The following is a 22,526-nucleotide window of genomic DNA, read 5'->3' as shown; positions in this document are numbered from 1 at the left end:
GTGTTTATACAGATCGTGGTGGAGGAGTAAGAAAACCCAGGAAAGGGGGGTGATAAAAAGATTGCCGGAACAGGCTTTTTGGTATACCTGTTCCGGCTTTATATAAAAAAACGTTAGCTGCTTCAACCGGTAATGCCAATGCTGATAATAACTGTACTGTTTGTTTTGATTGCTTCGATTGTTGTTCCGATTGTTGACGGATAATTCGCTTTAACTCTTTTTCTTTAGCATCATACAATCCTGTAAGAATAAGATCATCGCCATCAACTACTATTTTCTTTACGTCAAACATTTCCGTACCGAGGACACATTCTTTTTTTGGTTTTACCCAATGAACGGTAGACGCTTTTACACGCACGCTGAAGAGTTGCTCTTTTTCGAGTTTCTCCAACATTTTGTGTTGTACATGAAGTTGTTTGAGTTGCAAAACAACAGGCGAAAACATCGGCAAACTGAAGCCAATGAGTAAACAGATTGCTGTTATCGTTCTGATGAATTGCATTATTGATCGATCAATACATCGCCGGTCATTTCTTTTGGCACCGGCAAGCCCATCACTGAAAGAATGGAAGGTGCAATATCTCCCAATTTCCCGGGTTTTACGGTTCCTTTCCATGAACGGTCGATCACAAACAAAGGAACAGGATTAAGCGTATGTGCCGTATTAGGTGTACCATCTTCATTGATCATATAATCCGCATTGCCGTGATCAGCAGTAAGAAAAACAGTATAGCCATGATTCAAAGCTGCAGTAACCACACGCTTCACACAAGCATCAACAGTTTCAACTGCTTTTATTGCTGCAGGGAAAATACCCGTATGCCCAACCATATCTGCATTGGCATAATTCAGGCAAATAAAATCAGCCGTTTCATCTTCAATTTCCGGAACAATAGCATCTGTTACTTCTACTGCACTCATCTCCGGTTGCAGATCATAAGTAGCCACTTTTGGTGAAGGGATCATAATCCGTTTTTCGCCTTCAAATGGTTTTTCTCTTCCACCACTAAAGAAGAAACTCACATGCGGATATTTTTCTGTTTCGGCAATACGTATTTGTGTACGGCCTTGTTCTTCCAATACTTCACCTAATGTTTTGCTGAGGTTATCAGTTTCAAATATCACATGAACGTTTTTGTATGTTTTATCATACTCCGTCATGGTGGTATAATGAAGATCGAGTTTCTTCATGTTAAACTCAGGCATATCAATTTGTGTTAACACCTGTGTTATTTCTCTGCAACGATCTGTACGGAAATTGAAACAGATAACAGCATCGCCATCTTTAATAGACGAATCGATTGCATTGCTGTTGATGATCGGTTTCATAAACTCATCTGTTACGCCACTTTCGTAAGAAGCAGCTACAGCTTTCAGCACATCTGTTGTTTTTTCACCAACAGCATTCACCAATGCATCATAAGCAAGTTTTACACGCTCCCAACGTTTGTCACGGTCCATTGCATAGTAACGACCGGTAACAGAAGCTATAACACCGGTTGTTGCAGTAAGATGCTGCTGCACATCAGTTAAATAAGCTAAGCCACTTTTAGGATCTGTATCACGGCCATCCGTAAATGCATGAAAAAATACATTGCTGAAACCTTTCTCTTTACACAAAGTGGTGATAGCTTTCAGGTGGCTTGTATGCGAATGCACACCGCCGTCGCTCACCAGCCCGATAATATGAAGTGCTTTTTTATTGTTGATAGCATAGTCAATACTGTCATTGAGGGTTTTGTTGGCCGCCAACTCACCACTGCGAACGGCAACATGAATACGCTGAAGTTCCTGGTACACAATCCGGCCAGCTCCAAGGTTCAGGTGACCTACTTCGCTGTTTCCCATCTGCCCATCGGGTAAACCAACGGCTTCGCCACAGGTAACCAGGGTGGTATTGGGATATTGGCTGTAAAGACTACTAACAAACGGCACATTGGCGTTTTGGATTGCATCTGCGGCGGGTACCTGCCCGAGGCCCCAACCATCCATTATTACAAGGATTGCTTTTTTCTTTGTCATACGGCCAAAATTACTTTATTTGGGTCAAAATCATTCGTTTACGAACACAGGCAACCGATCATTATCTTTATACGTCTGTTAAGTAGTTTTATGGCATGTTTTTCGTAATAAGTGAATCAAACCTAGCGGTATGAAAACAAATAACCTTCTACAAATAACCATCCTGTTTCTCCTGGCTGTGCTAACGGTTTCGTTTACACAGAAGGATGATATTGTTGCTGCCCTCAAAACGGGTAACGTTGAAAAAATGTCGAAGTACTTCGATAACACAATTGACGTAACCGTACCAGGCAAAAGCAACGCATTCAGTAAAGGACAAGCAGAGCTCGTGATCAAAGATTTCTTCAGCCTGAACAAGGTGAAGAATTTTGAATTACAACACTCGGGCAGCAACCCCTCATCAAACTTTATCATTGGTACCTTAACAACAGCAGGTGGTACTTATCGCACCACTGTTTACATGCGTACAAAAGGTGATAAACAGTTGATTCAGGGTGTGGAGTTTGAACAAAAATAATCAGGCAAACGGGAAGATAAGTACGATGGGCCCTCCGATTGACGGAGGGCTTTTTCGTGCATAACAGTGAACAAAAATTTCCTGTACGTTTGCGTTATGGTAGCAAACTACGATGAACTGTTGCAACAGCTCATTGCTTCGGCATTAAAAGAAGATATTGGTGAAGGAGATCATTCAACGCTTAGTTGTATTTCACCCGAAGCAAAAGGGAAAGCAATATTGAAGATAAAAGAAGCAGGGGTGCTTGCCGGTATGAAAGTGGCGGAAACTATCTTTCGTTTTCAGCAACCTGATATTGTTTTTCATCCATACAAAAAAGATGGTGATCTGATGCAGTTTGGAGATATTGCTTTTGAAGTAGAAGCAACTGTTCACACGATTCTCCAATGCGAACGTCTTGTGTTGAATTGCATGCAACGTATGAGCGGTATTGCAACACTCACAAAAACTTATTCCGATAAATTAATTGGTTACAAAACACGTATTCTCGATACACGCAAAACAACACCTAACTTTCGCTTGCTCGAAAAAGAAGCGGTAGCGATTGGTGGAGGACATAATCACCGGTTTGCATTGTATGATATGATCATGCTTAAAGACAATCACATTGACTATTGTGGGGGTATTGAAGCAGCTATTGAAAGAGCATACAATTATGTGCAACAGGTAAAACCGGGTTTAAAAATTGAAGTGGAAACAAGAAACCTGGATGACGTGAAAAAAGTACTGGCAACAGGTAAAGTGAACCGCATCATGTTAGATAACTTTACACCGGAACACCTAAACGAGGCCGTTGCGTTGATTGGTGAACAAATTGAAACAGAAGCAAGCGGCGGAATAAATCTTGCGAACATTCAAGATTATGCTGCAACAGGTGTTGATTATGTGAGCGTAGGTGCACTCATTCACCAGGCACGCAGTCTTGACCTGAGTTTAAAAGCAGTTGTTGAACAGTAAAAGAAAAACTATGAGTAAGAAATTTAAACCAGACAGAGGAGGTTTTGTTTTTAGCACTGATCCAAATTTCCGTTTTGAAGATGAGGAACAACAGGCAAAAGAAACCTTGCCACCGGCGCAGCAAAATCTGCGTATAAAACTGGAGACAAAACACAGGGCAGGCAAAACAGTAACGTTGGTTGATGGTTTTGTTGGAACAGATGAAGATGCTGAAAAGCTGGGTAAACTATTAAAGAACCAGTGCGGTAGTGGTGGATCAGTAAAAGATGGTGAAATTATTGTGCAGGGCGACCACCGTGATAAAGTACTTCAATACTTACTCAAGAATGGTTACAGTAAAACAAAAAAGGCCGGCTAACGTTTTCTGCTGAAGCAAACAGGGTTTTATTTATTTTTACAACAACACGATAAGTCAACCAAACCATCTAACCCGTAATGTCAATCATTCTTTTAGGCGCATACACAGCAAGGCTTGAACTATTCAAGTTTTTCTTTTTCCTGGCTTTTGGAGCCCTGATATGGAGTTTCTTCCTGTTTTATGATGCTTCCGGTTCAACAAGCCGCCGCCGCAAGAAAAAGCGGGCCATTATATTAATGGTGGTCTCTTCTGTTTTGGTTGCAGGCATGTCTGTTACATGGTTGTTGAGCAAAACCAATATGGGGTGGTGGTTCGAGAAATAACAATTATTCCTTTTCTACCTCTTCCGCATCATTCATAAAATAACTTAATGCACCACTTGGGCATTTACGTACTTGCTCAATAATTTGATCAGTTGTCGCACCATTTGGCTCGATCCATGGACGTTTTTTTGGATTAAATACTTCCTTCAATCCTTTCCAGCAAAGAGTTGAGTGTGTGCAGGTATCGGGTTTCCAAACAATGGTTACTTCTCCGTTTGTGTATTTATGTGTTGTCTTTGGCATGCAGATGGATGTTGTTTTTAAGCCATTCTTCATCTCAATGGCTGTAGTTCTCTAAATTTCGATTATTTTTATAGCAAATTAAGATATGGTTTTCAAAATTTCAGAAGGTGTAAAGGTAAGTGTGGAAACATACTACCAACCGGATTACAGCGATCCGGTTGCTGCTGAATTTATGTTCGCCTATCGGATTACCATTGAAAACAACAACACTTTCCCGGTAAAGCTTCTGCAACGTCACTGGAACATCTTCGATAGTAATGGCTCGTATAAAGAAATTGATGGCGAAGGAGTAGTGGGTGTTCAACCTGTTATACTGCCGGGTGATCAGTATCAGTATGTGAGCGGTTGTAACCTTAAAACTGAAATGGGTAAAATGGAGGGTAATTACAGCATGGAAAATCTCCACACCAAAAAACAATTTAAGGTAAACATCCCTATGTTTGAGATGATTGCACCTTTCAAGAACAATTAACTGTTTACTTTAACAGTATCAGCGCCATAAGCGCCTTCCACAAAACTATTTCCTTGTTTTTTTAGTGTATCTTCGTGTGCTGCATTTTCGGCATTACAAAGCAGCTTTTTTCAATGGCAAAAGTTACTTTCAATAACAAGAATTCGATTTTCTTTTCTGATCTCAAGCAAGCAGTTGAGAATTATTTTTCGCAGACAAATACACGGAAAACGGGCAATTTCAAGCTCTATCTTAAAACAATTGTTTTAATTCCGGCCGCACTACTCATTTACATATCACTTTTAACTGTAACTATGCCTGTTTGGGTGTCGTTGTTGTTATGTGCTGTATTGGGTATTGTGTTTGCAAGTATTGGTTTTAATGTGATGCATGATGCCAATCATGGTAGTTACAGCAGAAAGAAATGGGTAAACAATTTGTTGGGCTATACCATTAACGCATTGGGTGGGAATTCGTTTATATGGAAGTTCAAACATAATATCATACATCACACTTATACAAATGTGGATGGGGTTGATGATGATATTGCACGAAGCCCGTTAATGCGTCAATGTCAATCACAACTATGGAAACCAGCACATAAGTATCAACATATATACGTTGTGTTTCTTTATGCTATCTCTTCGTTGGCTTGGGCAGCCTATCTCGATTTTGATAAATACTTCAAAAAGAAAGTGAACAATACGCCCATGCAGAAAATGAGCGTGAATGATCATGTTGTTTTTTGGGTGAGTAAACTGTTATACGCTTTCTTTTACATGGTTTTACCAATAATGGTAGTTGGTTTTGTGCCATGGCTGATCGGTTATCTTGTAATGGAAATTGTACTCGGATTTGTGTTGGCGATTGTGTTTCAGCTTGCACATGTAGTGGAAGAAACAGAATTTGAATATGCCGGCCCTAACGAAGCACTACTAATCGAAAACGAATGGGCTGTGCACCAGGTAAAAACAACTTCAAACTTTGCTCCCCGTAATAAAATTGTTTCATGGTTTGCAGGTGGTTTGAATTACCAGGTGGAGCATCATCTATTTCCACGTATCAGCCACATTCATTACCCAGCTATCAGTAAAATAGTAGAGCAGAAGTGTAAGGAATATAAACTGCCTTACAACTCAATCAGAACAATGAGAGCCGCTATTGTATCTCACTTTAAGATGATGAAGCAAATGGGCCGACCCCCACAAACAGCTTAATGCGGTTTGTAATCCGATTCATTAAAGATGGTCTTGTTCGATGTTTTCATCAACTGCGGTAACGTGACTGCAGGATTTTTCTTCATATACGATCTTACAATTTCCCAACCGAGAAATGCGCCGATATTACCCGGGCTTTGCTCAGGCATTCCTTGCGTGGTAGGTCCATCAGTAATAAAATTCTGCACACGAGCAGGATCAATTTCGTACAACAGATTTTGCTGTATGAAGAAGTTGTAAACACTGCGTTCGTTGTCTTTGCACCATTCAAGTTGCTTACCTGTATAGCCAATCAGCAATGTATCGTTACTGTTAGGAAGGAATTGATTCAGGAGATACAAACGTTTTCCTTTTTCTACAAAACGTTCAATCAGTGGATAGCGTTTGCTGCTGTCAGGATACAGATCATCAATCACCAACGCAAATACATCACTCGCCATAAACTCTTTTGAAAACCTGCGGCTACGATACTGCGGTGCAATGCTGCTGATGAAGCCTTGATCGTTGTAGATCGAATAATCTTTTCCTAAATAAAATTGCAAACCTATGGCAAGAAAATTTTCTCCGAGATAATTGGGGCTGGGCTCGTTATTACTCATTGGTGCCAATGCATCCATTGGTCCAACAGTTGTAATAATGGTTGGAATTTGATAGGAAGGAAAATAGTGTTTCACATACCGAAATCCATTTGTAAGTTCATCGGTTGTGCTGCTGAAATTTTTGTACAGCTTCTGCGATGCATCATAAACAGGCTTGTTCAGGTGCAGAAAGCGCTTGCTTCCTTCAAACGCAAGACTGTTACTATCAACCACCGGACCAAGACCCAGCACATGATTGATGAACAGCGGTAAAAACGTTGGATATTTTTGCTGCAATTGTGAAAGACCATGTTTGGTAGCATTGCTGTCGATGGCAAAGAAATCCTGTTCAAAGCGTTCTACCTTCAGCTCCACTTTAATACCCGAAACATCCGGGGCATTGGTCTTATCATTACAGGCAATGAATGTTACAATAAGGAAAAGGGGGAATAAGTTTTTCATGCTGTTCACTAACGGAATATTCATGTGTATATTTTAAGTTTTATGTGTAATTTTCTATTTGATTTCAGCCAAATAGTATATCCATAAAAACTTGCACGCTGTTGTTAGACATTCGTCTGATAATTTTTATGGATATTTCCTGACTTTGTTGTGCGTTTCTGTGGCTGAAATTCGTGAAATTTGATGCATGAAGATATTTCTTGCGCAGCAAAATTATCATATCGGCAATTTCGAAAGTAATACGCAAAAAATTATTGAAGCTGTTGAAGCAGCAAAAGCACAGGGCGCTGAGCTGATCCTTTTTAGTGAGTTGAGTGTTTGCGGCTATCCGCCAAGAGATTTTTTAGAGTTCAACGACTTTCTCAATAAATGCAATGAAGCCATTGATAAGATCAGGCAACATGCCGATTCTATTGCAGTGATCATTGGCGCACCTGATCATAACAAACGGGTTGAAGGAAAGGACCTGCACAATGCTGCTTATTTTCTGTACGAAAAGGAAGTAAAAGCTGTTGTTCATAAAACCTGTTTGCCCAACTATGATGTATTTGATGAGTACCGTTATTTTGAACCGGCGTATGATTGGAAGATTGTGGAGTTTAAAGGAAAGAAATTAGCCATTACTATTTGTGAAGATATCTGGAACCTGGGTGATAACCCGTTGTACCGCATTTGTCCAATGGATGAGTTGATGAAGTTTCAACCAGATGTGATGCTCAATATCTCAGCATCACCATTTGATTATACGCATGTAGAAGACAGAAAAGCAATTGTAAAACTGAATGTACAGAAATACAAACTGCCGATGCTGTATTGTAATTGTGTAGGTAGCCAAACAGAAATTGTGTTTGATGGCGGATCGCTTGTGTTTGATAAGCATGCAAACATGGTAAAGCATTTATCCTTTTTTAATGAAGAACTTGTGGGAGTGGAGTTGAAGGATGATGGGACATTTACAGAACCTGTTTTAGCAACTGCCGATACATTGCCCAACGAAGAATTTAATCCTACTCATTTAGATGAAACCTTGTGCATTGCTGAAATACATAACGCCATTGTACTGGGCATTCGTGATTACTTCCATAAGATGGGTTTCAGCAAAGCCATTCTCGGCAGCAGTGGTGGTATTGATAGCGCTGTTACATTAGCATTGGCCTGCACAGCATTGGGTAAGGAAAATGTACGGGCTGTTTTATTGCCGTCACAATATTCAACAGATCATAGTGTGAGCGATGCAGAACAGTTGAGCAAAAATCTCGGCAACCCTTATGATATTGTGCCCATCAAGAATATTTATGATGCATTCTTAACTGAGCTGAAACCGATCTTCAAAGATTTGCCTTTTTCATTGGCAGAAGAAAATATTCAAAGCCGCAGCCGTGGAAATTTATTGATGGCTATTGCCAATAAGTTTGGCTACATCCTGCTCAACACTTCCAATAAAAGTGAACTTGCAACCGGGTATGGTACATTGTACGGCGATATGGCCGGAGGTATTGGTGTGCTTGGCGATTGTTACAAACTGCAGGTGTATGAACTGGCGAAGTACATCAACCGGAATGAAGAAATTATTCCAACGAATATCATTACCAAACCACCAAGTGCAGAATTAAGGCCCGGACAAAAAGATTCAGATTCATTGCCTGATTATTCTATTCTTGATAAAGTATTATATCTATATATCGAACGCAGACAAGGACCGAAAGAGATCAAAGCAATGGGTTACGATCCGACATTAGTTGATCGTATTTTGAAAATGGTGAATGTGAATGAATACAAACGTAATCAGTTTTGTCCCATCATTCGTGTTTCGCCAAAAGCATTTGGAGTGGGCAGGAGAGTGCCAATTGTAGGAAAATATCTTTCATAAAATTTATAAGCATGCAACGGGAAGGTTTCGCTATCACAACGGAAACAAGTTTTTTCAATGTTGAATTTATTCATGCTTTTCTGTCGAAGTCGTATTGGGCAGAAAATATTCCTATTGAAACAGTACAGCGCTCGATTAACAATTCACTTAGCTTCGGCGTATTTCATTTAGGCAGACAGATCGGTTTTGCAAGAGTCATAACAGATAAAACAACCTTCGCATACCTTGCTGATGTGTTTATTGATGAAGCCTATCGTGGACAAGGATTGAGCAAATGGCTGATGGAAGAAATTATGGCTCATCCTGATCTACAGGGATTGCGCAGAATGATGCTGGCTACCCGTGATGCACATGGCTTATATACACAGTTTGGATTTTCGGAACTTACTTTTCCGGAACGCTGGATGCAGATACACAAGCCGGATATTTATAAAGCAGCTTCAGAATAAAATCAAACGCCGTCAAGACTACTTCGACTCCACTCAGCATTCCGTTGACGGGGTTTCGTACTTCTTACCTCGTACTTCGTACTTCAATCTTATCTTTGCCGCAAATTTTTGAGTTATGTTACAATTGGCATTTATCCGCCAGAACAGGGAATTGGTGAAAGAGCGCTTGGCCGTGAAAAACTTTGCCAACCTTGAACTGGTTGATGAAATTATTGCATTAGATGAACTGCGTCGTAAAAAACAGCTGGAGAATGATGACCTGGCTGCAAAAGTAAATGCTGCTTCCAAAGAAATTGGTATGCTCATGGGTAAGGGACAAAAAGCAGAAGCCGAGCAAAAGAAAACGGAAGTAACACAGTATAAAGAATCATCCAGACAAATTGCTGAAGAACTCGCTTCGTTTGAACAAAAGGTAAATGAATTGTTGGTGCGCTTGCCAAATCTTCCATCTGCATTAGTGCCGGTTGGTAAAACGGCTGAAGATAATGTGAATGTAAAGGAAGGGGGTAATGAACCTATATTAGGCGCTGATGCAAAACCGCATTGGGAATTGATCGAGCAATACGATATTGTAAACTTTGAATTAGGGGTGAAGATCACAGGCAGAGGATTTCCTGTGTACAAAGGGAAAGGTGCGAAGTTGCAACGTGCACTCATCAGTTATTTTCTTGATTATAATACTGCAGCCGGTTATACTGAATACATTCCACCTTACATGGTGAATGAAGCATCTGCTTACGGTACCGGTCAACTGCCCGATAAGGAAGGACAGATGTATCATATGCAGGAAGATAATTTTTTCATGATCCCAACTGCTGAAGTACCTGTTACTAATATTTATCGTGATGAGATCGTAAAGGAAAATGAATTGCCAATCAAGATGACGGCTTACACACCTTGTTTCCGCAGAGAGGCAGGAAGTTTTGGCGCAGATGTTCGTGGGTTGAATCGTGTACACCAGTTTGATAAAGTTGAGATCATTCAATTGGTGCATCCTGATAAAAGCTATGAAGTGTTGGATGAAATGGTAGCACATGTTGAGAAGCTGTTACAGAACCTCGGCTTGAAATACCGCATCCTCCGTTTATGCGGCGGCGATATGGGTTTCACTTCTGCACTTACCTACGATTTTGAAGTGTGGAGTGCGGCTCAAAAGAAATGGCTGGAGTGCAGCAGTGTAAGCAACTTTGAAAATTACCAGACCAACCGCATGAAGGTTCGCTTTAAAGACGAGAATGGTAAAATGCAATTAGTACATTCATTAAACGGAAGTTCATTGGCGTTGCCAAGAATTCTTGCTTCCTTACTGGAGAACAATCAAACAGAAAATGGAATTAAAATACCTGAAGTATTGCAACCCTATTTTGGTGCAGATATATTGAATTAAATTATAACTGTCATAAAATTGAAACGACCCTTGCAAATGAAATGCAAGGGTCGTTTGTTATCAGTAGCAGTTATCTTAATGTTTCTCTTGGCCCTCCAACAGCATAAGTTGCCTGCATACGCAATGCCTGTTTTTGAGTGAACATATACATACAGGCATCATCGGTATAATCCATGTAATTCATGGTCATTTCAATACTGCCATCGCATGTGCTGATTTTGTTAACAGGAGGGCAACCAAAATTATAAGTTGCATGTAATGGTGTATCATCAACACGATCATCGCCGCATTTCCGATCGCCCCAAATATGCCGCAGATTAAAGTAGTGGCCAACTTCGTGTGTAGTTGTACGACCAAGGTCAAACTCTTCGTATAAATTGTAAGCACGCCCCCTCCCAAATGCGAGTGTTGTAATTACAACGCCATCAGTTGCTTTGTTGCCACCGGGAAATTGAGCATAGCCGAGAATACCCCCAACCATATTACAAACCCATATGTTTAAGGTTGTTTCAGGACTTGTTGCATCAATACCTCCACGCTTTGAATTCTTCATTGCATTATCAGTAAAGAAAGCAGTTATGGGTGTGTTCTTTCTCACAATTTTTTGTAAAACAAATTTTATTTTAATGTTACCGGATTTTACATTGTTGTAAGTTGAGGTTGAAAACAGGTCTTTGTTGGTAGCTGCAAAATCTTCATTCAACACATCTATTTGGGAATTGATCTGTCTTTCAGAAATGTTTTGAGCGGCTGTGTTATAAAGTACGTTTACCACTACAGGTAATTCTAATGTGCCATCGGCCAGTAAGCGATAAGCTGCCGGATCTTTCATATACCGTAGTGTAAAGTTTTCGATCTCGTCCATTCTTTTCTGCAAAGACGGATCTTGTTTTAATTGTTCTGCAAAAACTTCATAGGTTTTGCACAATCTTCCATGTTGGTCTTTTATGCTGTTTTCTTTTGCAAGCGCTGCCTGATCCTTGTTCCTTTCACAGCCTAGCAAAACAACAAAGGATAATAGCAGTATGAAACGAAAATTTTTCATGTGTTTTAGTTGAGGTGTATGAAATGATTTGAGTCTTATAAGTTACAATCTTATACCCAAGATTAAAAACAAACCGATGAGTTTCATAATAAAAAGACCCGCCATTTGGCGGGTCACTTTTTCTCATGTTGATTACGATTTGCCATTAAGGACGCAAACCAGCCCTTGGACCGTTAGTTGCAAAAGTTGCTCGCATACGTGTTTCCTGACCTGCGGTAAACATGTACATACAACGATCGTCTGTATAATCCATATAATTCATTGTCATTTCAATTGGTCGTCCACTGCATTTGCTTGTTGTGTTGGGAGCAGGGCAACCATAGTTTGCACCATCATGTCCGGGAGTATCTCCAACAAAATCATCACCGCATCTTCTATCGCCCCAGATATGGCGAAGGTTCAGCCAATGACCAACCTCATGTGTAGCAGTTCTTCCCAGATCATAGGAGTTTATGTAAGTTCCTTGAGGGTATTTAGCCCTGCTGCCAAATGCGCTGTAAAGAATTACAACACCATCAGTAGCATTTGAGCCACCTGGAAACTGTGCATAGCCTAAGTAACTACCCAAGTTACAACTCCACATATTCAGAGCAGTGGTAGGCGTAGTTGGATCAATACCACCTTGTGAACTTTTCTTCATTGCATCGTTGGTGCTCCATGAAGTAACTGTGGTTTGTTTGCGGATAATACCAGCTAATTCAAACTTAATATCAGTTGTACTAGCTTTTACCGATTGATATGTGCTTGTGCTGTTTACATCTGCATTTGTACCGGCAAAATCTTCATTCAAAACAGCTATCTGTGATGCAATTTGTTCGTCAGAAATATTCTGCGCTTCGGTATTGTAAAGAACATTTACATAAACTGGTATTGTCATTACTCCATTAGCATCCAGTCTTCCAGCTACATTTTGTGCTGCATAACGTGCAGTAAAAGCTTCAATTTCATCCATTCTTTTTTGAAGAGACGGATCTTCTTTCAGTTTAGCCTGTAATACTTCGTAACTGGCACAACGGCGGCCCTGGGCCAACGATTGTTCAACTTCTTCTTCAACGTTTTCTTTGTCTGATACAGATTTACTACATCCAAAAAAAAGAAACAGCGATGCCGCTGCCAATACAGATAATCTCTTCATGTACTTGTTGTTTAGGTTTAAGTGTAGAAAAATGACTTGTGAATGTATTCTTTTTTCACTTACGCCTGTTAGTGTATGGGAATTAATTTTTGAAACGTCGCTGCAAACAGGTTAATAAATGCGTTAAATGACGAATAACTGAGAAGTAGATCGTAGAACTACGAAAAACAAGGATTCTTAAAGTTATTGTAAGAAACATTTCATTAGGAGTTTGTTTGATACTCCTGCTTTATCATTGTCATTAATTAAACAGATTACAAAGGCACCTATCTTTTTTTCATGGGGCATCTATATGATGCCCTTTTTTCTGTTCCGTTCCAGTATAGTATCGTCTATTTTAATTTTGCCTGAAAGAATTTGTGCATTTCATCGTTTACATTTAAACTATCGGAGTTTGAGTAGGTCTTAACGCAATAAATCTATATATGGCCGTATCAGTAAAGTTAAAAAATCAGCATTTGTTATGGCGGGCAGGCTTTGGTCCTGCAGTTGAGCAATGGAACGATCTAAACAAAACGTCCCCTGTTAAATTATACGAGTCGCTTGAGAAAGCATCTCGCAAAGAACCGCTGCCACTAAAAGTGGCCAACAATTTTGTGGATGGATTGATGAATGGTGTTGACGGTATCAGGCGCACAGAATTAACACAGGAGCAACGACAGCAAATGCAAAAGAAGTCAAGAGAAGATATCCGCAATCTTAATCTTGAATGGCTTGATGAGATGGTGAACAGTGAACAGCAACTCCGTGAAAAACTGGCTTTCTTCTGGCACGGTCATTTTGCATGTCGCAATCTTAATTCACTCTATCAACAGGAATTGTTACGTGTCATTCGTGCTAATGCACTTGGCAATTTCGGCACATTGCTGAAAGAAGTAAGTCGCAGTGCGGCCATGCTTGCTTTTCTCAATAATCAACAGAACCGCAAACAAAAGCCCAATGAAAACTTTGCACGTGAAGTGATGGAGTTGTTCACCATGGGCCGTGGTAATTACACCGAAAAGGATATTAAAGAAGCTGCACGTGCATTTACAGGCTGGCAGTTTAAATTAGATGGTGAATTTATTTTCAGGGCTAATCAACATGATGATGGCACAAAGACAGTGTTGGGCCGCACAGGTAATTTTGATGGTGATGATATTCTTGATCTCTTACTCGAACAGAAACAAACAGCCACCTACATTGCTAACAAGATGTATAGGTATTTTGTGAATGAAAAAGTTGACCAGGAAAAAGTAAAATGGCTGGCGGATCGATTTTACAAATCAGGATACGAGATCAAAACAATATTGAAAGATATTTTCACCAGCGATTGGTTTTACGAAGAGAAGAATATTGGTTCAAGAGTAAAATCGCCGGTTGATCTGCTGGTTGGTATCCGACGTTCCTTACCGATGCAGATTGAAAACGAAGATGCGCAATTGTTTTTGCAGAAAGTATTGGGACAAATATTATTCTATCCACCAAATGTGGCAGGTTGGCCCGGAGGGTTCAACTGGATCGATAGTTCGTCGCTCATGTTCCGTATGCGTATTCCACAATTAATGGCAACTAAAGAAGCGTTTCAGTTCAAAGCAAAAAGTGATGACGATCAGGAAATGGGTAAAGCAGGACGTATGCCCGGCAGAGTAGTGCAAACAACCATTAAATGGGAGCCTGCCATTAAGCAACTGGAAAAAACATCACGGGAGCAATTGCTCAGCAATATTGCTTCATATGTCTGGCAAACTGATACCAGCAAGATGAACAAAGCAACTGTTGAAAAATTTGTAGATGCTTCAACACGTGAACGCTATATTCAAACAGCTGTCATTCAGTTGATGTGTACACCTGAATACCAAATGTGCTAAACAATTTCTGATGTCGGATTGCAGATGTCGGATTTTATATCTGCAATCGTCATTCTAAAATCTAAAACCGGCCTCATGTTTATACAACGTAAAGAATTTCTTCAGATAGGATCACTTGCAACAGCATCGATGCTGATGCCACAGTTTCTAAAAGCATTTGAAACAGGAAAGCTAGTACCTCCCGGAAATAAAGTAACGGTCATCATTCAATTGAGTGGTGGTAATGACGGATTAAATACAGTGATTCCTTATCGAAACGATTTGTATTACAGTAATCGCCCACGTTTAGGTATTCAACGCAATGCAGCGTTGGCGTTAACAGATGAAGCAGGTCTGCATCCATCACTCACTGCGTTTAAAGAATTGTATGATGAAGGCAGCATGGGCATTTTCAACAGCGTGGGTTATCCTAATCCTGATAAAAGTCATTTCCGCAGTATGGATATCTGGCATACGGCAAGTGACAGTCGTGATTACTGGAACACCGGTTGGGTTGGCAGATATTTAGATGACCAATGCAAAGGTTGTGATAAACCAACACAGGCATTGGAAATTGATGATGTTTTAAGTCTTGCATTGAAAGGCAATGATATTAAAGGTATTGCTGTTGAAGATCCACGACGTTTGTACACTACAAGCCAGGAACGTTACTTCAAAGAAATAATGAAACAGCACCAGCAGGAACATGAACGCCCGGTTGATTATTTATATAAGACAATGGCCGAAACTATTTCAAGTGCCGATTATATTTTCAAACAAAGCAAGCAGCGCCCATCAGCAGAATCATATCCCAACTCCGATTTAGGAAAAGGATTAAAAACAATTGCATCACTCATCTTTAGTGAAATCAATACCAAAGTGTATTATATCTCTTTGGGAAGTTTTGATACTCATATTAACCAGGAAGGTCAACAGAAACGTTTGTTTACTGAACTGAATGATGCTGTAAAAGCTTTTGTAAAAGACCTGAAAGCCAATAACCGTTTTAATGATGTATTGTTGTTTACATTCTCTGAGTTTGGAAGAAGAGTGGCACAAAACGCAAGTAATGGTACCGATCATGGTAAAGCCAATAATATGTTCTTCATCGGTGGTGGTTTGAAAAAACAAGGCATATATAACCCTTTACCGGATCTAACAAACCTTGATGATGGCGACGTAAAATTCCAACTCGATTTCAAGCAGGTGTACGCAACTGTTCTCAACAAATGGATGGAAGCAGATGCCGATGTAATTTTAAAACAGTCCATTAAACCATTGGATTTCATTTAATAACGGAGAACGGCTTTGCAACACATTAAGTGTGGCCCACCCCGCATCTCGTAAAATTACTGTCTGATTTTTAGGTGAAAACTCCTATTGTTTAAGGCTCAGATGCCGTCTATATTTGTATTGTCCAATTATTTGAGAAACCAAACATCGTCCAATTCCTATGGAAGTATCTTACTTCTTCCGTAAAAAAAGGCTTCATGCATTCAGTATCGAATCATTATTCGATAATGTGCAGGCCCAGGTTGCTGAAACAACCGGCATTAAAGCTAATAAAGTAGAGGTGCCTTCTATCCGCAACATCTTCGCAAATATTTTCAAGTCACGCAGCAGTCAATCACAGATCAACCACATCACAGGTGATATTCATTATGTATCGCTTGGTATGAAAAAGCGTAACACGGTGTTGACCATTCACGACTGTGTGTTCTTAACAAAATACAATAAGACAAATCTTAAGTATTGGTTGTTTAAATTCTTTTGGTATCAACTACCAATGTGGCGTGCCAACACCATTACGGTCATCAGCGAAAAAACAAAACGTGAACTGATCAACCTCACTGGCGTAAATGCAGATAAGGTGAAAGTTGTTCCGAACTTTTTTGATCCTCGCTTTGAGTTTACACCAAAGAAATTTAATGCTCAAAAGCCACGTATCCTTCAGATAGGTACAAAAGAAAACAAAAACATTCACAACCTGGCTAAAGCATTAAAAGGTGTGAATTGTGAATTACATATCATTGGCAGTTTGGATGTAGAAACACAACTGATCCTCCAGGAAAATAAAATCGATTTTAAAACACATACCAATCTTTCGTTCGATCAATTGAAACATCAATATGAATTGTGCGATATGGTTGTGTTTGCTTCAACCTATGAAGGTTTTGGCTTGCCGATCCTTGAAGCATGCGCTGTTGGTCGCCCGTTGGTGACGAGCCGCATTTCACCAATGGATGAAATTTCAGATGATGCAGCTTGCAAAGTAAATCCTTATAATATTCTTGATATCCGCCGTGGTATTTTAAACGTCATTGAGAACGAAGCATACCGTGATCAATTAGTGAACAACGGCTGGAAGATGCGTTACAAATACAGCATCAATAACATTACCAATAAATACACTGAGTTGTATGAAGAAGTTGCAGCAAGACCTGCACAGGAATTCTTTATTCTTCGTCCTGCAAAAGCAGCTGCTTCTCTACTCGGATTGATCTGATTAAATTCTGTACTTACTTACCCGTTCGCATAGTTGTAGTTTTAAGAATAAAGCCTCCGTATAGGAGGCTTTTGTTTTTTTCCGTCTGACACCCTCGTCTGACGGAAGGTTTAAGTTTATTTGTCTGACGAAAGCGTCGGACAAATAACTCATAATTATTCTTCTATCTTTTCTGTTTTCTTAATACCGATACGATAAAGTGTAAAGCCCATTATTGCAAAGAAGATAGCGCCCAACAGATAATATCCATTTTCACCAAGCCAACCCACAAGTCCATGTTCTGCATTTACTTTTCCAAGAGAAGCAGCAATAGAATCATTTACTGATAAGATGGCAACTAAAACTCCTGCCAATGCACCACCGGCAACAAGACCTGTTGCAAAGAGATTTCCTTTGCCCAAATCTTCTTCTTCAGCAGTTAGCACTTCACCTGATTTCTTTTTCTTGCGATCAACAATACCACGAATAGCGCCACCGGCAAAAATGGGTAGAGTAGTTGACAACGGCAAATACAAACCAACAGCAAAGCTTAATGACTTAATACCGCATAATTCCATTGTAATGGCGATGAACACACCAACCAATACAAACTGCCAATCGAGATTGAATGAAAGAATGCCTTTGATAAGCGTAGCCATTAATGTACCCTGTGGTGCGGGATATTTATCGGTTCCAATAGCATGTGTAATTCCTTGTGAAAGCATTTCAGCTGTTGGCGTATCAAGTACTTTAATAGTTGCCCCAATTGCAATTGAAGAAACAACTGCACCCACAAACAAAGCGATCTGCTGATATTTTGGTGTGGCACCAACTATATAGCCAGTCTTTAAATCCTGTGATGTTGCACCGGCGTTTGCTGCTGCAATACAGATCATACCACCAACAACAAGCGCCATTGGTTCAAATACTTTACCGGTCCAACCGACAGCAATAAAGATGAGACAGGTGCCCATAAGTGTCGCAATGGTCATACCACTGATTGGGTTATTAGAAGAACCAATCAAACCAACAATGCGTGATGATACGGTAACGAAGAAAGCGCCAAATATCACTACAAGTAATCCAAGTAATAATTTACTGCCGATATTATCGCCGGGAACCTGTGGTAATACAGCCATCAATAAGATCAATACAATGCTGCCAATACCAACGATCTTGATATTGAGGTCACGTTCTGTTCTTTTTACTTCTACAGGTTGGCCATCAACTTTCTTGATAGAACCAATACTGCTTTTGAAAGATGAAACAATTGTTGGAATTGTTTTGATGAGTGTAATGAAGCCACCAGCTGCGACAGCACCGGCACCGATTTGCCTGATGTATGCACGATAAATTGCCGTTGAATAATCAGCAAAAGTATGTGTAGCAGGATCCCAACTACCGGGACCACCTGCAACATCAAGACCTCCGAGATAACCAAGTTTTACTAATTGCAGAGCAATAGTATCGGGTGGTACAAGAGAAGCCATTAAAGGCGTAAAGGCAAACCATGCAATGACACCACCCGCAACCAATACTCCACTTATCTTTGGCCCAATGATATAACCCACACCTAAATATTCAGGCGTAATTTCTCCACTCACTTTTGCTGAAGGAAAAAATTTGTTTGCCTGCTTCGTCATCCAAAAAGGAGTCTCAGCAATTACATGAAAGATTTTTTGAAGTATAGCATAAGCAAATGCAAAGCCCAATCCCATAAAAGCTGTTTTGGCAAATGAGCCGCCCCGTTCACCCGCCTTTAAAACACTGGCACAGGCAGTGCCTTCAGGATAGGGAAGGGTGCCATGTTCTTTTACAATAAGTGATCGCCGCAACGGTATCATCATCAATGTACCGAGTATGCCTCCGAAAATAGCGAGTGTAAGAATAGTGAAATAGTTGAAGAACTGGGCACTGCTTTTTTCGCTCAGGAATAAAAATCCCGGCAACGTAAACACAACGCCTGCAGCAATACTTTCACCTGCACTTCCTGTTGTTTGAATGATGTTATTTTCAAGAATGGTTGTTTTGAGTGCCCATCTTCCTAGTGTAATTGCAATTACAGCAATTGGAATAGATGCACTTACGGTTAAACCGGCTTTCAATGCGAGATAAACTGTTGATGCACCAAAGATGATTCCGAACGCAGCGCCAACCAAAACACTCTTAACAGTGAATTCGGCCATCTTGCTGTCATCGGGAACAAAGGGTTGAAACTTTTGCTCAGACATACGGCAGTTGATTTAAGAAAAGGAAGATAGGAAAAACTTTTTGAGAGATGGGGGCAGGATGTGCACAACAAAAAATCCCCACGCATGGCACAGGGATTTTATTATTAAAAGAATTTGATGATTATTTTCGGCTGTTAAGCTTAGATAAGAGGCGAAGTATTTCAAGGTATAACCAAACCAATGTCACCAATAATCCAAATGCACCATACCATTCCATATATTTCGGCGCACCCATTTCACTTCCTTTCTCGATCATATCAAAATCAAGTAAGAGATTGAATGCTGCAATGCCAATCACTGCCAGTGAAAAGATAATGCTGAACATTGATCCGTTGTTGGCAGACATGAACCCAAAATTAATTCCGAAGAAACTGAGAACCCACGTGAGCAGATAAAAAACAGCAATGCTGGCTGTGGCAACAAACAGAATAGAACGCAAACGTTCTGTTACTTTAATAATACGCAATGTGAAAAGCAGGTACATACTTGCTGCTACGGCAAAAGTGAGTAACACAGCATGTGTAACAATACCCGGATATTTTTCCTGGAAGATGTAGTTGAAATAGGCGGAGATGCCACCAACAAATAAACCTTCAACAATAGCATAAGCGGGAGCAAGGTAGCCACTCCATTCTTTTTTAAAGGTGATAACAAGAGCAATTACAAGACCGCCCAATGCACCACCGATCATCAACGGAAAAATGCTTTTACCTGCATCAAACCATTGCCATGCAAAAGCTGCTCCGGCCATTACCATGATCATTAAAAAACCAAATTTGTTCATGGTACCACGAACGGTCATGGTATCGCCGGAATAAGCTGATCCGGTTTGGTCGAAATGTTTTTCACTAAGAGTAGGATTACCTGATTTAAATAAAGACATGGGCATTTAATTTAGAACACTAAAGTTAATAGATAATTTGGTATGACATAGGAATGCCACAAGGCTTAACTAAGTCTTATGGCATAAAAAAACAGAGTTTCTAAACATTGCCTGTGCTGCCGTTGCTTTCCGTCGGTTTCTTCTTAAATACGTCATTAAAAATGTTCTCCGCCTCGCTCATATAGTCTTTCATATTCTCAGAGCCTTTTGTCTTCAGCTCTTCAAAATAATCACCGGCTTTGTTGAACGATTTTTCTGCCTCATCTTTCAGCTTATTGGCTTTCTCTTTCAGATCGGCATACATTTTTTCTTTTTCTTCATCGGTCATGCTGTTGTACTTGAACAAGGCATAACCAGCTGCTGCGCCCAGCAGGAATGTTGCGATGTGTTTGGGGTTGACCATAGTTGTGTGTTTAATATAGTATATCAATTATCAGTCCAGTTGATGCGTTGTGCCAGCAAGTCACGACTGTGAACAGAAAATAAAATAACAGCGTGCTCCAGACCTTATATTTGTGAATACCAAAACTTCTGTGTGTGAAAAAAAGCTATCTATCTGCAATTTTCTTATTTTTTGTTTTTTTCTGCGATGCCCAGTTTACAACCGGCAATCTTGTCGTAGTAAGGTTAGGCAATGGTAGCGTTTATAACGGTAATGCCGCTGCCCGATGTTTCTTGGATGAATATACAACCACCGGCACACTTGTGCAAACAGTTGCCATGCCTGTTACAACATCGGGTGCAAACAGGAAGTTTATGCTGAGTAATAATGCTTATGGAGGGCTTGTTACTTTATCACTCGATAACCGTTACCTGCTTCTGCCGGGTTATGATGTAGATGAGTTTTCGCAACCTCTTACTTCATTCACTTCGGCTATTGTTCCAAGGGTTATTGCACGAATCGATAAAAATGAAGTGATCAATACAACTACTGTTACAGGAGCATATAGTGGCGAAAGTGTTGAGAGTGCGTATAGTCCAAATGGTACAGACATTGCTGTAGCAGGTTCAAATCTTAACGGAGGTGGTGGTGTTCGTTATGTTACACTTGGGGGAACAACATCTTTGTCTGTGAATACTGCAAACCTTTCTAATTATCAGTTAAACGTATTTAATAACCAATTGTACATTTCCTGCGAATTCAACAATGTTTCAGTTGGAGTTTTCTCGGGAACCTTCCCTGTAACGGTGGCTCCCACAATTACAAATCTTCCGGGATTACCAACTGCAAATTCCACGCCTCTCGGTTTTTTCCTTGCTGATCTGGATAATGCCGTTGCCGGGCCTGATGTGTTATATGTATGCGATGGTAACAACTTCGGCGGGACTTTAGCTAATACACTAACAAAGTATTCATTGGTTGCTGGCTCATGGGTGAAGAATAATTCAAAAGCAATTACTGCTCCCCGTGGTTTAACAGGAACAGTTAATGGTACCACAGTAACACTTTATGTAACCAGTAACACCAATCTTTACTCACTTGTTGATGCATCTGGTTACAATGCCAACATGACCGCTTCACTCACAACATTAGCAACAGCCGCCGCAAATACAACCTTTAAAGGCCTTGCATTTACACCATCAGTATTTGATGGTGTTACTTCTTCTGTCCGTGAAGACGAATTCGTAAATATTTCAAAAGTGTTTCAATCCTCTGCTAACAGTTTGCAGGTAACATGGACTGCAAAAAAACCAGAACTACTTATTATTTCTATTATTGATCTGTATGGAAGAACTGTTTATCGTTCATCAACAAATTCAACAGCAGGAATAAATGAACGATCAATACCAATACAATCATTGGCGAAAGGCTCTTATGTAGTAAGAATAACGAACGGAAAAGAACAGCAGGCACATCAGTTCATCAAACAATAAAAAATAAACCCACCAATTGGTGGGTTTATTTCATCAGTTATCTTATAGTGGACCAGCGAATCAAAAAGTCGGGACATACAATTTCCGCCCGACCAAACTGTGAAAAAACACAAGAAGCTAAGACGATATAATTTTATTTTCCATTGTCATCAAGCGAAAAAGAGAGTTCGTAATTGCATATTGATTTAGAAGCTGGTTGCATTTTTTTC

At 40.1% G+C, this 22,526-nt stretch carries 22 protein-coding genes; 13 read left to right on the top strand and 9 right to left on the bottom strand.

From position 1 onward, the window contains the following. Positions 1-4: 4 nt before the first annotated feature. Both WG954_RS02070 and gpmI read right to left on the bottom strand, forming a co-directional pair. Entirely contained in the window at positions 5-502 is a 498-nt protein-coding gene (locus WG954_RS02070) for a hypothetical protein (protein WP_340433129.1), read from the bottom strand. After that, positions 502-2,022, bottom strand: a complete 1,521-nt coding sequence (gene gpmI / locus WG954_RS02065) for a 2,3-bisphosphoglycerate-independent phosphoglycerate mutase (RefSeq protein WP_340433128.1) — start codon at positions 2,020-2,022, stop codon at positions 502-504. The genes WG954_RS02070 and gpmI overlap by 1 nt, the downstream gene beginning before the upstream one ends. A gap of 130 nt (positions 2,023-2,152) precedes the next feature. Between gpmI and WG954_RS02060 the strand changes: the two genes are divergently transcribed. From WG954_RS02060 to WG954_RS02045, 4 genes are all read left to right on the top strand, one after another. Continuing rightward, positions 2,153-2,539, top strand: coding sequence for a DUF4783 domain-containing protein (locus WG954_RS02060; RefSeq protein ID WP_340433127.1), 387 nt, complete (start codon positions 2,153-2,155; stop codon positions 2,537-2,539). Between the two features lie 96 nt (positions 2,540-2,635). After that, positions 2,636-3,496: a carboxylating nicotinate-nucleotide diphosphorylase gene (nadC, locus tag WG954_RS02055; protein WP_340433126.1), complete on the top strand. Its 861-nt coding sequence runs from the start codon at positions 2,636-2,638 to the stop codon at positions 3,494-3,496. Between the two features lie 10 nt (positions 3,497-3,506). Continuing rightward, positions 3,507-3,854, top strand: coding sequence for a translation initiation factor (locus tag WG954_RS02050; RefSeq protein WP_340433125.1), 348 nt, complete (start codon positions 3,507-3,509; stop codon positions 3,852-3,854). A gap of 77 nt (positions 3,855-3,931) precedes the next feature. Beyond that, a complete protein-coding gene (locus WG954_RS02045) occupies positions 3,932-4,177 on the top strand; it encodes a hypothetical protein (RefSeq protein WP_340433124.1) in 246 nt (81 codons plus the stop codon). A gap of 3 nt (positions 4,178-4,180) precedes the next feature. On the opposite strand, the gene WG954_RS02040 is transcribed toward WG954_RS02045, so the two are convergent. After that, positions 4,181-4,420, bottom strand: a complete 240-nt coding sequence (locus WG954_RS02040) for a (4Fe-4S)-binding protein (RefSeq protein ID WP_340433123.1) — start codon at positions 4,418-4,420, stop codon at positions 4,181-4,183. An 85-nt stretch (positions 4,421-4,505) separates the two neighbouring features. Here WG954_RS02040 and apaG point away from each other — a divergent pair, with 85 nt between their 5' ends. Continuing rightward, positions 4,506-4,892: a Co2+/Mg2+ efflux facilitator ApaG/CorD gene (gene apaG / locus WG954_RS02035; RefSeq protein WP_324230629.1), complete on the top strand. Its 387-nt coding sequence runs from the start codon at positions 4,506-4,508 to the stop codon at positions 4,890-4,892. Between the two features lie 113 nt (positions 4,893-5,005). Continuing rightward, the gene (locus tag WG954_RS02030; RefSeq protein WP_340433121.1) at positions 5,006-6,088 is read left to right on the top strand and encodes a fatty acid desaturase family protein; all 1,083 of its coding nucleotides are present in this window, start codon (positions 5,006-5,008) and stop codon (positions 6,086-6,088) included. Here WG954_RS02030 and gldB read toward each other — a convergent pair. Then, complete coding sequence (gldB, locus tag WG954_RS02025; protein WP_340433119.1) at positions 6,085-7,152, bottom strand: gliding motility lipoprotein GldB; 1,068 nt, start codon at positions 7,150-7,152, stop codon at positions 6,085-6,087. The two genes, WG954_RS02030 and gldB, sit on opposite strands and share 4 nt — an antisense overlap. A 163-nt stretch (positions 7,153-7,315) precedes the next feature. On the opposite strand from gldB, the gene WG954_RS02020 reads away from it, so the two are divergent. From WG954_RS02020 to serS, 3 genes are all read left to right on the top strand, one after another. Beyond that, the gene (locus tag WG954_RS02020) at positions 7,316-8,998 is read left to right on the top strand and encodes an NAD+ synthase (protein ID WP_340433117.1); all 1,683 of its coding nucleotides are present in this window, start codon (positions 7,316-7,318) and stop codon (positions 8,996-8,998) included. An 11-nt stretch (positions 8,999-9,009) separates the two neighbouring features. Further along, entirely contained in the window at positions 9,010-9,447 is a 438-nt protein-coding gene (locus tag WG954_RS02015; RefSeq protein ID WP_340433116.1) for a GNAT family N-acetyltransferase, read from the top strand. A 115-nt stretch (positions 9,448-9,562) separates the two neighbouring features. Then, a complete protein-coding gene (gene serS, locus WG954_RS02010) occupies positions 9,563-10,834 on the top strand; it encodes a serine--tRNA ligase (RefSeq protein WP_340433115.1) in 1,272 nt (423 codons plus the stop codon). 70 nt (positions 10,835-10,904) lie between these two features. Here serS and WG954_RS02005 read toward each other — a convergent pair whose 3' ends face one another. Further along, positions 10,905-11,879, bottom strand: a complete 975-nt coding sequence (locus WG954_RS02005) for a zinc metalloprotease (RefSeq protein WP_340433114.1) — start codon at positions 11,877-11,879, stop codon at positions 10,905-10,907. Positions 11,880-12,024: 145 nt separating this feature from the next. Then, on the bottom strand, positions 12,025-13,014 hold the full coding sequence (locus WG954_RS02000; protein WP_340433113.1) for a zinc metalloprotease: 990 nt from the start codon (positions 13,012-13,014) through the stop codon (positions 12,025-12,027). 425 nt (positions 13,015-13,439) lie between these two features. On the opposite strand from WG954_RS02000, the gene WG954_RS01995 reads away from it, so the two are divergent. The 3 genes from WG954_RS01995 to WG954_RS01985 all read left to right on the top strand — a co-directional run bounded on the left by WG954_RS01995 (position 13,440) and on the right by WG954_RS01985 (position 17,349). Then, a complete protein-coding gene (locus WG954_RS01995) occupies positions 13,440-14,864 on the top strand; it encodes a DUF1800 domain-containing protein (protein WP_340433111.1) in 1,425 nt (474 codons plus the stop codon). A 75-nt stretch (positions 14,865-14,939) separates the two neighbouring features. Continuing rightward, positions 14,940-16,136 carry a DUF1501 domain-containing protein gene (locus WG954_RS01990; protein ID WP_340433109.1) on the top strand — a complete coding sequence of 399 codons (1,197 nt, stop codon included), beginning with the start codon at positions 14,940-14,942 and terminating at the stop codon, positions 16,134-16,136. 160 nt (positions 16,137-16,296) lie between these two features. Beyond that, positions 16,297-17,349 (top strand): glycosyltransferase family 4 protein, encoded by a 1,053-nt coding sequence (locus WG954_RS01985; protein ID WP_340433107.1) that lies wholly within the window; start codon positions 16,297-16,299, stop codon positions 17,347-17,349. Positions 17,350-17,504: 155 nt separating this feature from the next. Here the strand turns inward: WG954_RS01985 and WG954_RS01980 are convergent, their stop codons facing one another. The 3 genes from WG954_RS01980 to WG954_RS01970 all read right to left on the bottom strand — a co-directional run bounded on the left by WG954_RS01980 (position 17,505) and on the right by WG954_RS01970 (position 20,845). Then, positions 17,505-19,559, bottom strand: a complete 2,055-nt coding sequence (locus WG954_RS01980; RefSeq protein WP_340433105.1) for an OPT family oligopeptide transporter — start codon at positions 19,557-19,559, stop codon at positions 17,505-17,507. 121 nt (positions 19,560-19,680) lie between these two features. Then, on the bottom strand, positions 19,681-20,442 hold the full coding sequence (locus WG954_RS01975) for a Bax inhibitor-1/YccA family protein (RefSeq protein ID WP_340433104.1): 762 nt from the start codon (positions 20,440-20,442) through the stop codon (positions 19,681-19,683). Between the two features lie 100 nt (positions 20,443-20,542). Next, positions 20,543-20,845, bottom strand: a complete 303-nt coding sequence (locus tag WG954_RS01970) for a YtxH domain-containing protein (RefSeq protein ID WP_182802183.1) — start codon at positions 20,843-20,845, stop codon at positions 20,543-20,545. 134 nt (positions 20,846-20,979) lie between these two features. Between WG954_RS01970 and WG954_RS01965 the strand changes: the two genes are divergently transcribed. Beyond that, a complete protein-coding gene (locus WG954_RS01965; protein WP_340433100.1) occupies positions 20,980-22,317 on the top strand; it encodes a T9SS type A sorting domain-containing protein in 1,338 nt (445 codons plus the stop codon). Positions 22,318-22,526: the final 209 nt, after the last annotated feature.

Source organism: Lacibacter sp. H375, assembly GCF_037892425.1.
Lineage (GTDB): Bacteria > Bacteroidota > Bacteroidia > Chitinophagales > Chitinophagaceae > Lacibacter.
This window is presented reverse-complemented; position numbering and strand designations above follow the sequence as displayed.